Raw genomic sequence first — 12258 nt, forward strand, 5'->3', positions numbered from 1 at the left:
GGTCCGTCCTTCGACTCAGGGGTGGTTCGGCCGGTAGAACATCTCGAGCTGGAAGCGGTCCGGATCCTTGAAGGTCAGGATCGAGCCGTAGACCTCGTCGACGACGGGCGCATGGGCGACCCCGTTGTCGCGGAACCACGCCGACCACTCGTCGAGCTCCTCGCGCCTGTCCACCTTGAGCCCCAGGTGGTCGCCTCCCGTGCGGGTGGGATCGAACTCCTCGCCCCGGTTGGCGCCGTGCTGCTGCAGACACAGCACCATCCCGTTCCGCGGGTGCACGAGGATCCACTCCTCGTACTCCGCGGTGCGCGACTCCTCGAACTGCTCGAAGCCCAGCACCTCGCGGTACCAGTCCCGGCTCGTGTTCCTGTCGCGGACCGACAGCGACACGTGCGACACCCCGGCGAACTCCGGCATGACACCCTCCTCCGGCGTCTATACTGACAATGGCAGTATCCGTCGGGTGCCGATGAGCGTCAAGGGAGTGGGATGAAGGGCCTGTCGACGACCTCGTACGCGATCCTGGGACTCCTCGCGATCCGGCCCTGGACGACCTACGAGCTGGCCAAGCAGATGGAGGTCAGCCTGCGGAACTTCTGGCCGCGGGCGGAGCGGCGGCTCTACGAGGAACCCGCCAAGCTCGTCGACCACGGCCTGGCCTCGGTCGTCCGGGAGAGGGTCGGCAGCCGGCCGCGTTCGGTCTACCGGATCACCCCGGCGGGTCGGGACGCCCTGCGCGCCTGGCTCGCGGAGCCGGGCGCCCTCCCGTCACTGGAGTTCGAGGCGCTGGTGAAGGTGTTCTTCGCCGAGCACGGCGGGAAGGAGGTCCTGGTCGCCAACCTGCGCCGGATCCTGGACGGTACGCGCGAGCGGGTGGCGCGGGACGCCGACTGGGCGGACCACTACCTGCGCACCGGCGGCCAGTTCGCGGAGCGCCTCCCCGTCATCAGCCTGGTGGGGGTGCTCCAGGCGGAGCTGAACAGGACCGTCGCGGACTGGGCGAGGTGGGCGCTGGACACGGTGGACGGATGGCCCGAGGACCTGACCGAGGCGCCGCCGGCCCGCGGAGCCCTGGAACGAGTGCGACGGCACGCGGAGCCCGAGGGGGAGGAGGGTGCGGACGAGCGCGCCAGGTGACGAGGGTGCGTCCGGGGTGCCGTCGGTACGGAACGGCCGGACGGCCGTCCCCCGATGCGTCGGGGGAGGGCCGTTCCCGATGGCGGACGGGCAGGCGGATTCCCGCCCGCCGAGGATGTCGCGCGGCTACGCGTTGCCGTCGAACAGACTGGTGACCGAGCCGTCGTCGAAGACCTGGTGGATCGCCTCGGCCAGCAGCGGGGCGATCGAGAGCACGGTCATGGTCGGGAACCGCTTCTCGTCCGGGATCGGCAGCGTGTCGGTGAAGACCACCTCGCGGGCGCCGCAGGAGGAGAGCCGCTCGACGGCCGGGCCGGAGAGCACGCCGTGGGTGGCCGCGATGATCACGTCCCTCGCGCCCTCCTTCAGCAGCACCTCGACGGTCTTGGCCACCGTGCCACCGGTGTCGATCATGTCGTCGATGACCACGCAGGTGCGGCCCTCGATCTCACCGACCACCCGGTTCGCCTTGGCCTCGTTGGGCTTGAGCGGGTCGCGGGTCTTGTGGATGAAGGCCAGCGGTGTCCCGCCCAGCGTCTCCGCCCAGCGCTCGGCCAGCCGCACGCGGCCCGAGTCCGGGGAGACCACGGCGAGGTCGGCGTCCGAGTACCGCTGCTTGATGTGCTCGGCGAGCACCGGCAGCGCGAACAGGTGGTCGACCGGGCCGTCGAAGAAGCCCTGGATCTGGGCGGTGTGCAGGTCGACCGTCATGATCCGGTCCGCACCGGCCGTCTTGAACATGTCCGCGATGAGCCGGGCCGAGATCGGCTCCCGGCCGCGGTGCTTCTTGTCCTGGCGCGCGTAGCCCCAGAACGGCATGACCACGGTGATCCGCTTGGCCGAGGCGCGCTTGAGCGCGTCGACCATGATCAGCTGCTCCATGATCGCGTCGTTGATCGGCGCGCTGTGCGCCTGCAGGACGAACGCGTCGCACCCGCGCACCGACTCCTCGAACCGGACGAAGATCTCGCCGTTCGCGAAGGAGTACGCCGACTGCGGCGTGACGGTGACGTCGAGCTCCTTGGCGACCTGCTCGGCCAGCTCCGGGTGCGCCCTCCCGGAGAAGAACATCAGGTTCTTCTTGGGCTGACCCGACATCGCACTCACTGCGCTGTGCCTCCTCGGCCGCTCTCGGCCGCGTCCCGGGCGGCCGTGTCGCTGGCCCGCTCGGCGGCCTCGGCCGCCGGCGTGCCGGGTCGCTTCCGTACGACCCATCCGTCGATGGTGCGCTGTGGCCCGGACGACACCGCCAGCGCCCCCGGTGGAACGTCCTCGCGGACGACCGTGCCGGCGCCCGTGTAGGCGCCGTCGCCGATGCTCACCGGGGCGATGAACATCGTGTCCGATCCGGTCCGGACGTGCGAACCGATGGTCGTCCGGTGCTTGGTCACACCGTCGTAGTTGACGAAGACCGAGGAGGCGCCGATGTTGCTCTGCTCGCCGATCGTGGCGTCGCCCACGTAGGTGAGGTGCGGCACCTTGGAGCCGCGGCCGATCTCCGCGTTCTTCACCTCGACGAAGGTGCCGATCTTGCCGTCGGCGCCCAGCCGGACGCCGGGGCGCAGGTAGGCGAAGGGGCCGACGGAGGCGCTGGGCCCGATCCAGGACGACGAGCCGTGCGTCCGGACCACCGAGGCGCCCTCGCCGATCTCGACGTCCGTGAGCGTGGTGTCCGGGCCGACGACCGCCGCGTCGCCCACGGTGGTGTGCCCGCGCAGCTGCGTCCCCGGCTCGACGACGACGTCCCGCCCCAGCCGGACCTGGACGTCGACCCACGTCGTGGCCGGGTCGACGACGGTGACGCCGGCGAGCATCCACCGCTCCAGCACCCGCCGGTTCAGCTCGGCGCGGACCGCGGCGAGCTGCACGCGGTCGTTGACGCCCGCGACCAGCCACGGGTCGTCCACCCGCACCGCCTCGACGCGCAGGCCGTCCGCGACCGCGAGCGCGACCAGGTCGGTGAGGTAGAGCTCGCCCTGGGCGTTGGCGGTGTCGAGCCGGCCGAGCCCGGCGGTGAGGAACGCGGCGTCGAAGGCGTAGACGCCGGAGTTGATCTCCGTGAGCGCCCGCTGCTCCTCCGTGGCGTCCTTCTGCTCGACGATCCGCAGCACCGACCCCGTGGCGTCGCGGACGATCCGGCCGTAGCCGGTGGGGTCCTCGAGATCGGTGGTGAGCAGCGTGACGGCGGCGCCGGCGGTCTCGTGCACGCGCAGGACCTCGGCGAACGTGGTGGCGTCGAGCAGCGGCACGTCCCCGTAGGTCACGAGGACGGTGCCGGACAGCTCGCCGGGGAGGGCGGCGAGGCCGCAGCGCACGGCGTCGCCGGTGCCGTTCTGCTGCTCCTGCACGGCCGGGAGGACCCGGCGCGCCACCTCGTCGCCGATGCGCTCGAGCGCGGCGCCGACCTGCTCGCGGGCGTGCCCGACGACCACCGTGAGGTGCTCGGGCTCCAGCTCCGCGACCGCGTGCACGGCGTGCCCCAGCAGGCTCCGGCCGCCGATCTCGTGCAGCACCTTGGGGGTCGCGGACCGCATCCGGGTCCCCTCACCCGCGGCCAGCACGACGGCGGCGGTGGGACGGACGGAAGGGCGGTCGGGCATGGGCGCTCCTCGAGATGGTCGGGTCCCCGATGCGGGGCGAATCCTACGCGGGCCTGTCGGGCCGACTATTCGGCTCGTTACCTCGGCAGGTCACGGTCGTTGTGCTCCTGGCCGGGTCGAACGGGATGAAAGGTGCCGAGCGGACAGATGGGAAGGCACAGCAGGGCTCGTTCACCGCGGGTGCGCGGTGCGGTCGCGGCCGGTCTGGTCGGGGTGGGGACGCTCGCCGCCGGTCAGGGGCAGGCCGTCGCGGGACCCGGTCCCGTCGAGGGGACCCCGTGCACCGCCGAGGCGCGCGGGTGTGTGGACCTCGCGGGCAAGAAGGCCTGGCTGATCGACGACGGGCGCGTGGTCCGCGGCCCCGTCGCCACGAGCCCCGGCGGGCCCGGCCACGAGACGCCGCGGGGCGACTTCGAGGTCGAGTGGAAGAACGACAAGCACCGCAGCAAGGAGTTCAACGACGCGCCGATGCCGTTCGCGGTGTTCTTCGCCGAGGGCGGGATCGCGTTCCACGAGGGCAACCTGCAGACGCCGTCCGCGGGTTGCGTCCGGCTCGCCCACGAGGACGCCCGCGCCTTCTACGACTTCCTCCAGGTCGGCGACACCGTCCAGGTGCGGTGATCGTCCGCTCGTCGTCCCGATCCGACCGGTCGGCGACCCCGGGGTCAGGTTCCGTGTACCCGGGAGCGCGCGGTGGGTCCCTCCGGACGGACGATCGTCGACGGGAGATCCGAATGCCCACTCGCACCGCACGGACGGCCTGGAACGGGACCCTCGAGCAGGGATCCGGCCAGGTCGAGCTGACCAGCAGCAAGGTCGGCACCTACGACGTGAGCTTCCCCAAGCGCGCGGCCGACGACGCCGGCGGCACCACCAGCCCCGAGGAGCTCATCGCCGCGGCCCACTCCGCCTGCTACGCGATGCAGCTCTCCGCGTTGATCGGGCAGGAGGGCGCCACGCCCGAGTCGCTCGACGTGAAGGCCGACGTCTCGCTCGGACCGGACCAGGGCGGCGGGTTCCGGATCACGGGCATCGCGCTCACCGTCCGGGGCGAGGTCCCGGGCATGGACGCCGCCGCCTTCGAGAAGGCCGCCCGGGCCGCCAAGGACGGCTGCCCGGTCAGCAAGGCGCTGACGGGCACCACGATCACGCTCGACGCCGCGCTGGACTGAGCGCGCCCGTCGGGCGGGAGGGACGAGGCATGCGCACGACCACGAGCCCGGGGTGCACGGGGAACGGACGGCCCCAGCCGCCACCCCCGCCGAAGCCCGCCTGCGTCCTCTGAGCTCCGTCCGGAGCTCCGGGGCCGCGACCGAGGTGAAGGGCGGCCCGCCGCGATCCGGCGGGCCGCCCTTCCGCGTGTGCGGGGTCGGCCGGTGCGCACCACGGGACCTGCTCCGCCGCCAGGATTCGAACCTGGACCATCGGAACCAAAATCCGAGGTGCTGCCGTTACACCACGGCGGACAGGCCTCCATCCTGTCACGGGCCGTCGGAGCGGCTGCGGCGGCGCGTCCGGCCCGGCCGCCCCGTCGGGGATCGGCCGAACGGCGGCACCGCCGGGTAACGGTCGTACGGGGGCGGGCGAACCCGGACGTGTCGTGCAGGCCGTCGTCGTGGGGGCATCAGAACCGTGACCGATCTCCGTTGCCGGCTGTGCGGGTCCAGCAACCTGCGCAGCTTCCTGGACCTCGGGGCGACGCCCCCGTGCGAGCTGTTCCTCACCGCCGAGGCGCTCGAGCTGCCGGAGCCGACCTACCCGCTGCACGTCCGGGTGTGCGAGGAGTGCCTGCTCGCCCAGCTGCCTCCGTTGATCACCCCGGAGGAGACGTTCACCGAGTACGCCTACTTCTCGTCGTACTCGACCTCCTGGGTGGAGCACGCGAAGCGGTTCGTCGACGCGTCGAGCGAGCGGCTCGGACTCGGGTCGGACTCGTTCGTCGTCGAGGTGGCCAGCAACGACGGCTACCTGCTGCAGCACGTCGTCGAGCGCGGTGTCCGCTGCCTGGGGATCGAGCCGTCGCGCAACGTGGGTGAGGCCGCGCGGGAGCGGGGCGTGCCCACCCTGACCGCGTTCCTCACCCCGGAGACCGGGGTGCGGGTGCGCGCGGAGCACGGTCCGGCGGATCTCGTCGCGCTCAACAACGTCTACGCCCACATCCCCGACGTCGTCGGGTTCACCGAGGGCCTGCGTGCCCTCGTCGCCGACGACGGCTGGGTGTCGATCGAGGTCCAGCACCTGCTCACGCTCGTCGAGCGGACCCAGTTCGACACCGTCTACCACGAGCACTTCCAGTACTACACGCTGCTCACGGCGCAGCGGGCCCTCGCGTCGGGCGGGCTGACGGTCGTCGACGTCGAGCTCCTGGACACCCACGGCGGGTCGATCCGCGTCTGGGCCCGGCCGGCCGCCGTCGCGGGCGAGCCGTCGGAGCGCGTGCGCGAGGTGCTGGCCGCGGAGGAGAAGGCGGGCCTGCACACGGTCGACGGCCACGCCGGCTTCGCCGAGGCCGTCTCGCGCGTGCGCGACGACCTGGTGGCCTTCCTGATCGAGGCCCGGCGCGCGGGCAGGTCGGTGGTCGGGTACGGCGCGCCCGGGAAGGGCAACACCCTGCTCAACTACTGCGGCATCCGGCCCGACCTGCTCCCGTACACCGTCGACCGCAACCCGTACAAGCACGGCCGGTTCACCCCGGGAACGCGGATCCCCGTCCTGCCGCCCGAGCGGATCGAGGCCGACCGGCCGGACTACGTCCTCGTGCTGCCCTGGAACCTGCGGGACGAGCTCGTCGAGCAGCTCGCGCCCGTCCGGGAGTGGGGCGGCCGGCTGGTCTTCCCGATCCCGTCCCTCGAGGTCGTCTGAGACCACCGAGAGTGATCGTTCGGCCCTGTCGGCGCGGGGTGCGGCGGGGGATGCTGGTGGGCGTCACCGACCGCACCGCGGCGCCCGTCCGGTGCCGTCCCGTCCGCGAGGAGCGCTGAACCCGACGATGCTGAGCCTGTTGCCCGAGCGCCTGGACCGGCTGGTCCTGCTCGGAGCCCACTGCGACGACATCGCGATCGGGGCGGGCGGAGCACTGCTGGAGCTCTGCCGCGCCCACCCGGGTGTCTCCGTCGTCGCCATGGTGCTGACCGGCGGGGCCTCCCTCCGCGAGGAGGAGGAACGGGAGGCGCTCGCCGCGTTCTGCCCCGGGGCGAAGCTCGAGGTCATCGTGCACGACCTGCCCGACGGCCGCGTCCCCGTCCGGTGGGAGCGCGCGAAGCAGGCGGTCGAGGAGGTCCGGGCGATGGGGGAGCCGGACCTGATCCTCGGGCCGACGGCCCACGACGCGCACCAGGACCACCGGACCCTGTCGAAGATCATCCCCACGGTCTTCCGGGACCACCTCGCCCTCGGCTACGAGATCCTCAAGTGGGAGAGCGACCTCGCGCAGCCGTCGGTCTACCTGCCGCTCGCCGAACCCGTGCTGCGGGAGAAGATCACCAAGCTCCTGGAGCACTACGGCAGCCAGCGGGACCGGACCTGGTTCGACGCCGAGACCTTCGCCGGCCTCGCCCGGGTGCGTGGCGTGCAGTGCCACGCGCGATACGCCGAGGCGTTCCACGCCGAGAAGCTGGTCCTGGGAGTCGCGCCGCTGACGGGGATCGACCCGGTCGACTAATGCTCCGCGCGCCGCGGACGAGTCACCCGGTGCACCGCGGAACGGCGACGAGGAGACACCAGTGCGCGTACTGCTGACCGGCCACCAGGGCTACCTGGGCACCGTGATGGCCCCGATCCTGGCCGGCGCCGGTCACGACGTCACGGGTCTCGACAGCGGGCTGTTCGCCGCCTGCGTCCTCGGCTCGCTCGACACCCCGGACGTCCCCGGGCTGGCCGTCGACCTCCGCGACGTCACGGTCGATCAGCTCGCCGGGTTCGACGCCGTGGTGCACCTGGCGGCGTTGTCCAACGACCCGCTCGGCTCGCTCGCGCCGGAGATCACCTACGACATCAACCACCACGCCTCGACGCGCCTGGCCCGGCTGGCGAAGGAGGCGGGGGTCGGGCGGTTCGTCTACGCGTCGACCTGCTCCGTCTACGGCGCCCAGTCCGGTGACGACCTGGTCGACGAGGACGCGCCGCTCAAGCCGGTCACGCCCTACGCCGAGTCCAAGGTCCGGGTGGAGGACGACCTCGCCGAGCTGGCCGACGCCGACTTCGTCCCCGTGTCGATGCGCAACGCGACCGCCTTCGGGTTCTCGCCGCGGCTGCGGGCCGACATCGTGCTCAACAACCTCACCGGGCACGCCGTCCTCTCGGGCGTGGTCAAGGTCCTCTCCGACGGCACCCCGTGGCGTCCGCTCGCCCACGCCGAGGACATCGCAGGCGCCGTCGTCGCCGCGCTCGCCGCGCCCGCCGACGTCGTCCGCGGGCGGGCCTACAACGTGGGCACCGAGCAGAACAACCGGACGGTCGCCGAGATCGCTCAGGCCGTGGTCGAGGCGGTGCCCGGGGCGGAGCTGGCCATCACCGGCGAGGCGGGCAACGACCCGCGCTCCTACCGGGTCGACTTCTCGCGGGCGCGCAAGGAGCTGGGCTTCGAGGCGGGCTGGACGATCCCCGCGGGGGCGCAGCAGCTGGCGACCGAGTACCGGGCCCGCGGGCTCACCCGCGACGCGTTCGAGAACCGGTTCACCCGGCTCGCGGTGCTGAAGGCGCGCCAGGCCGAGGGTTCGCTCGACGCGGGTATGCACGTGATCCGCGCGTCCTGAGCTGCTACAACGGCGGGTGCCGACGTCGAGCCCGGGAGAGCGCGCATGTGCCGCAACATCCGCACCCTGCACAACTTCGAACCGCCCGCGACCACTGCCGAGGTGGAGGCGGCGGCGTTGCAGTACGTCCGCAAGATCAGCGGGTCGGCGAAGCCGTCGCAGGCGAACCAGGAGGCCTTCGACCGGGCGGTGGCGGAGATCGCGCACGTCACCCGGCGCCTGCTCGACGACCTCGTGACGACCGCCCCGCCGAAGGACCGTGAGGTGGAGGCGGCCAGGGCCCGGGCGAGGGCGCAGGAGCGCTACGCGCGCTGACACCCGCGGTCCCACTGTCCTGTCGGACCCGGCGGATACGGTGGCGCCGTGTCCCGCAGTTACCTCCGCTTCCCCCATCTCGCCGGCGACACGGTCGTGTTCGTCGCCGAGGACGACGTCTGGACCGCCCCGCTCACCGGGGGCCGCGCCCTCCGCCTGACCGCCGACGACGTGCCGGCCGCGCGGCCGCGGTTCTCGCCGGACGGCACGCTGGTCGCCTGGACGTCGTGGAAGGACGGGGCGCCGGAGGTCCGGGTGGCCGACGCGGAGGGCGGCGCGGCCCGGCGGATCACGTTCTGGGGCGACATGCGGACCCGGCTCGCGGGCTGGAGCGCCGACGGGCAGGTGCTGGCGGTCTCCGCGATCGGGGAGCACACCGGGGCGAACACCTGGGCGTACGCGGTCCCGGCCAGGGGCGGGCGGCCGCGGCGGCTGGACTACGGGCCGGTGTCGGCGGTCGCGCAGGGCGATCCCGGCGTGCTCGTCGGCCGCACCATGGCCCGCGACATGGCCTGGTGGAAGCGCTACCGCGGCGGCACCGCGGGCACGCTGTGGTGGGACCCCGAGGGCGACGGCGAGTTCCGGCGGATCCTCGCCGAGCTCGAGGGACAGCTCGACGCTCCGATGCTGGTCGGCGGCCGGATCGCCTTCCTCTCCGACCACGAGGGCTGGGGCAACCTCTACTCGGTCGACCGCGGGACGCTCTCCGACCTGCGCCGCCACACCGACCACGGCGGCGAGGGCGCGCCCGCCTTCTACGCCCGGCACGCGGCCACGGACGGGACCCGCGTGGTCTACGAGTCCGCGGGCGAGCTGTACCTCCTCGAGTCCCTCGACCCCGGCGACACCGGGCCGCGGCGCCTCGACGTCCGCCTCGGCGGGCCGCGGACCGACCGCGAGCCGCACCGGATCACCACGGCCCGCTGGGTCAACGGCGCCTACCCGGACCGGACCGGGCGCGCGAGCATCGTCGGGGTGCGCGGCACCGTGCACCGCCTCACCCACCGCGACGGCCCGGCGCGCACGCTGCTCGCCGAGCAGGGGGTCCGGGCGCGGATGGCCCAGCCCCTCGGCGACGACCGCGCGATCTGGGTCGACGACGCCACGGGCGAGGACGCGGTCGCGATCTCCCCGCTCGACCCGCACGCCGACGGCGCACCCGAGCCGGTCCGCTACGGCTCCGGCGAGCTCGGCCGGGTGCTCGAGCTGGAGCCCTCGCCGGACGGGTCGCTCGCCGCGCTGGCCACGCACGACGGCCGGCTCATCCTGCTCGACACCGCCACCGGCGCCCTGCGCGAGCCGGCCCGCGGCGCGGCGGGGGAGATCGCCGGGCTGGCCTTCTCCCCGGACAGCCGCTGGCTGGCCTACGAGGACCCGGTGGAGCCCGAGCTCAGCCGGATCATGCTGGTGCAGCTCGCGCACGACGATCACCCGGACACGCTCGTCGCGGTCACCGAGCCGCGGTTCGTCGACACCGACCCGGTGTTCACGGACGACGGGAAGTACCTGGCCTTCCTCTCCCGCCGCAGCTTCGACCCGATCTACGACGAGCACTCCTTCGACCTGACCTTCCCGGCCTCGTGGCGCCCGTTCCTGGTGCCGCTCGCCGCGCGTACGCCGTCGCCCTTCGGGGCCGGGCCGGACGGGCGTCCCGTCTCCGCCGCCGACGAGGAGCCCGAGGACCTCCCGGCGCCGGAGAGCAGCGACGAGGCCGCGGCCGCCGAGAAGGCCGCCGAGAAGGCCGCCGACGGCGAGGCCGGGGACGGGGCGAAGGACGAGAAGAAGGACGGCCCGCCGGAGACGGTGATCGACGTCGAGGGCCTCACCGCCCGCGTCGTCCCGATCCCGGTCCCCGAGGGCCGGTACCGCGCGCTCGGCGCCGCCAAGGACTGCCTGCTCTGGCTGTGGGTGCCGGTCACCGGTGTCCTCGGCGAGGGACGGCACGGCGGCGACGACCCGCGCCCGGTCCTGGAGCGCTACGACCTGAAGAAGCGCAAGGTCGACACCATCGCCGACCCCGCGGACGGCTACGCGGTCAGCGGCGACGGCAACCGGCTCGTGGTGCGCGACGGCCAGACGCTGCGGGTGCTGCGCCCGGACCGCTCGGGCTCCTCGACGCCCTCGGAGGGCGACGCGGACGAGTTCGAGATCGACGTCCGGCGGATCTCCGTGACGATCGACCCGGCCGCCGAGTGGCGCCAGATGTTCGACGAGGCGGGCCGGCTGATGCGGGACCACTTCTGGATCGAGGACATGGCCGGCGTCGACTGGTCGGCCGAGCTGGAGCGGTACCGGCCGCTGGTCGACGCCGTCGGCAGCGCGGACGACCTGGTCGACCTGCTCTACGAGGTCCAGGGCGAGCTGGGCTCGTCGCACGCCTACGTGGTGGGGCGCGGCCCGGGCGGGGACTGGACGGGCCGGCCCGGCCTGCTCGGCGCGGACCTGGAGCCGGACGGCGACGGCGGCTGGCGGATCACCCGCGTGCTCCCGCCCGAGACCTCGGCGCCGAGCGCGCGCAGCCCGCTGTCCGACCCGGGCGTCGACGTCAAGGCCGGCGACGTGCTGCTCGAGGTGGGCGGCCGGCCCGTCGACCCGGAGCTCGGCCCGGCCCCGCTGCTCGTGGGGACCGCGGGCACGCTGACCGAGCTGACGATCCGCACGGCGGCCGGCGAGGTGCGGAGGGTCGTGGCGCGGCCGCTCGGCACCGAGGCCACGCTGCGCTACCACGACTGGGTCGCGGGCCGGCGGGCGTTCGTGGCGGACCGGTCCGACGGCCGGCTCGGCTACCTGCACGTCCCGGACATGGTCGCGTCGGGCTGGGCGCAGCTGCACCGCGACTTCGCCCGGGAGGCCCGGCGGGACGGGCTGGTGCTCGACGTCCGCGGCAACTCCGGCGGGCACACGTCCCAGCTGGTGATCGAGAAGCTGGCACGCAAGGTGATCGGGTGGGACGTCGTGCGGCACGGCGCGCCCGCCACCTACCCCGACGGAGCCCCGCGCGGGCCGATCGTGGCGGTGGTCGACGAGCACGCCGGCTCGGACGGCGACATCGTCACGGCCGCGTTCAAGCGGATGGGCCTGGGCCCGGTCGTCGGCGTCCGGACCTGGGGCGGCGTGATCGGCATCGACAGCCGGTACTCGCTGGTCGACGGCACCCGGGTGACCCAGCCGCGGTACTCGTTCTGGTTCGACGACCTGCACTGGTCCGTGGAGAACCACGGCGTGGACCCGGACGTCGAGGTCGTGGTCCGGCCGCAGGACTGGGTGGCCGGCCGCGACCCGCAGCTCGAGACGGCGGTCCGGATCGCCCTCGAGGCGCTGGAGGCGAGGCCGCCGGTGGGCCCGCCCGACCCCGCGACCCGCCCGAGCCGGGCCAAGCCCGCGCTGCCGCCGCGCCCCTGACCGGAGGGGAAGAAAGGGGGCGGGCGTATCGTCTCCTCTCAACAACCCCC

11 protein-coding genes and 1 tRNA gene are annotated in these 12258 nt (G+C 73.5%); 8 read left to right on the forward strand and 4 right to left on the reverse strand.

Annotated features, from left to right (window positions below):
* Positions 1–15: 15 nt before the first annotated feature.
* Positions 16–417, reverse strand: coding sequence for a VOC family protein (locus ACQP04_RS05265; protein WP_433505937.1), 402 nt, complete (start codon positions 415–417; stop codon positions 16–18).
* Between the two features lie 72 nt (positions 418–489).
* Here ACQP04_RS05265 and ACQP04_RS05270 point away from each other — a divergent pair, with 72 nt between their 5' ends.
* Entirely contained in the window at positions 490–1137 is a 648-nt protein-coding gene (locus tag ACQP04_RS05270) for a PadR family transcriptional regulator (protein WP_433505938.1), read from the forward strand.
* Positions 1138–1263: 126 nt separating this feature from the next.
* On the opposite strand, the gene ACQP04_RS05275 is transcribed toward ACQP04_RS05270, so the two are convergent.
* Positions 1264–2235: a ribose-phosphate diphosphokinase gene (locus ACQP04_RS05275; RefSeq protein WP_433508302.1), complete on the reverse strand. Its 972-nt coding sequence runs from the start codon at positions 2233–2235 to the stop codon at positions 1264–1266.
* A 5-nt stretch (positions 2236–2240) separates the two neighbouring features.
* The gene (glmU, locus tag ACQP04_RS05280; protein ID WP_433505939.1) at positions 2241–3737 is read right to left on the reverse strand and encodes a bifunctional UDP-N-acetylglucosamine diphosphorylase/glucosamine-1-phosphate N-acetyltransferase GlmU; all 1497 of its coding nucleotides are present in this window, start codon (positions 3735–3737) and stop codon (positions 2241–2243) included.
* A gap of 180 nt (positions 3738–3917) precedes the next feature.
* Between glmU and ACQP04_RS05285 the strand changes: the two genes are divergently transcribed.
* Together ACQP04_RS05285 and ACQP04_RS05290 are read left to right on the forward strand one after the other, a co-directional pair.
* A complete protein-coding gene (locus ACQP04_RS05285) occupies positions 3918–4358 on the forward strand; it encodes a L,D-transpeptidase (RefSeq protein ID WP_433505940.1) in 441 nt (146 codons plus the stop codon).
* A 113-nt stretch (positions 4359–4471) separates the two neighbouring features.
* On the forward strand, positions 4472–4909 hold the full coding sequence (locus ACQP04_RS05290) for an OsmC family peroxiredoxin (RefSeq protein WP_433505941.1): 438 nt from the start codon (positions 4472–4474) through the stop codon (positions 4907–4909).
* 223 nt (positions 4910–5132) lie between these two features.
* On the opposite strand, the gene ACQP04_RS05295 is transcribed toward ACQP04_RS05290, so the two are convergent.
* Positions 5133–5203: transfer RNA gene (locus ACQP04_RS05295), tRNA-Gln, on the reverse strand.
* 166 nt (positions 5204–5369) lie between these two features.
* Here ACQP04_RS05295 and ACQP04_RS05300 point away from each other — a divergent pair.
* The 5 genes from ACQP04_RS05300 to ACQP04_RS05320 all read left to right on the forward strand — a co-directional run bounded on the left by ACQP04_RS05300 (position 5370) and on the right by ACQP04_RS05320 (position 12208).
* Entirely contained in the window at positions 5370–6599 is a 1230-nt protein-coding gene (locus ACQP04_RS05300) for a methyltransferase domain-containing protein (RefSeq protein WP_433505942.1), read from the forward strand.
* 127 nt (positions 6600–6726) lie between these two features.
* Entirely contained in the window at positions 6727–7398 is a 672-nt protein-coding gene (locus tag ACQP04_RS05305) for a PIG-L deacetylase family protein (RefSeq protein WP_433505943.1), read from the forward strand.
* A 61-nt stretch (positions 7399–7459) separates the two neighbouring features.
* Positions 7460–8491 (forward strand): NAD-dependent epimerase/dehydratase family protein, encoded by a 1032-nt coding sequence (locus tag ACQP04_RS05310; RefSeq protein WP_433505944.1) that lies wholly within the window; start codon positions 7460–7462, stop codon positions 8489–8491.
* Between the two features lie 45 nt (positions 8492–8536).
* Positions 8537–8806 carry a DUF2277 domain-containing protein gene (locus ACQP04_RS05315; RefSeq protein ID WP_433505945.1) on the forward strand — a complete coding sequence of 90 codons (270 nt, stop codon included), beginning with the start codon at positions 8537–8539 and terminating at the stop codon, positions 8804–8806.
* 48 nt (positions 8807–8854) lie between these two features.
* Positions 8855–12208, forward strand: coding sequence for a S41 family peptidase (locus ACQP04_RS05320; protein ID WP_433505946.1), 3354 nt, complete (start codon positions 8855–8857; stop codon positions 12206–12208).
* Positions 12209–12258 lie beyond the last annotated feature (50 nt).

The organism is Pseudonocardia halophobica (assembly GCF_050948485.1).
GTDB lineage: Bacteria > Actinomycetota > Actinomycetes > Mycobacteriales > Pseudonocardiaceae > Pseudonocardia > Pseudonocardia halophobica.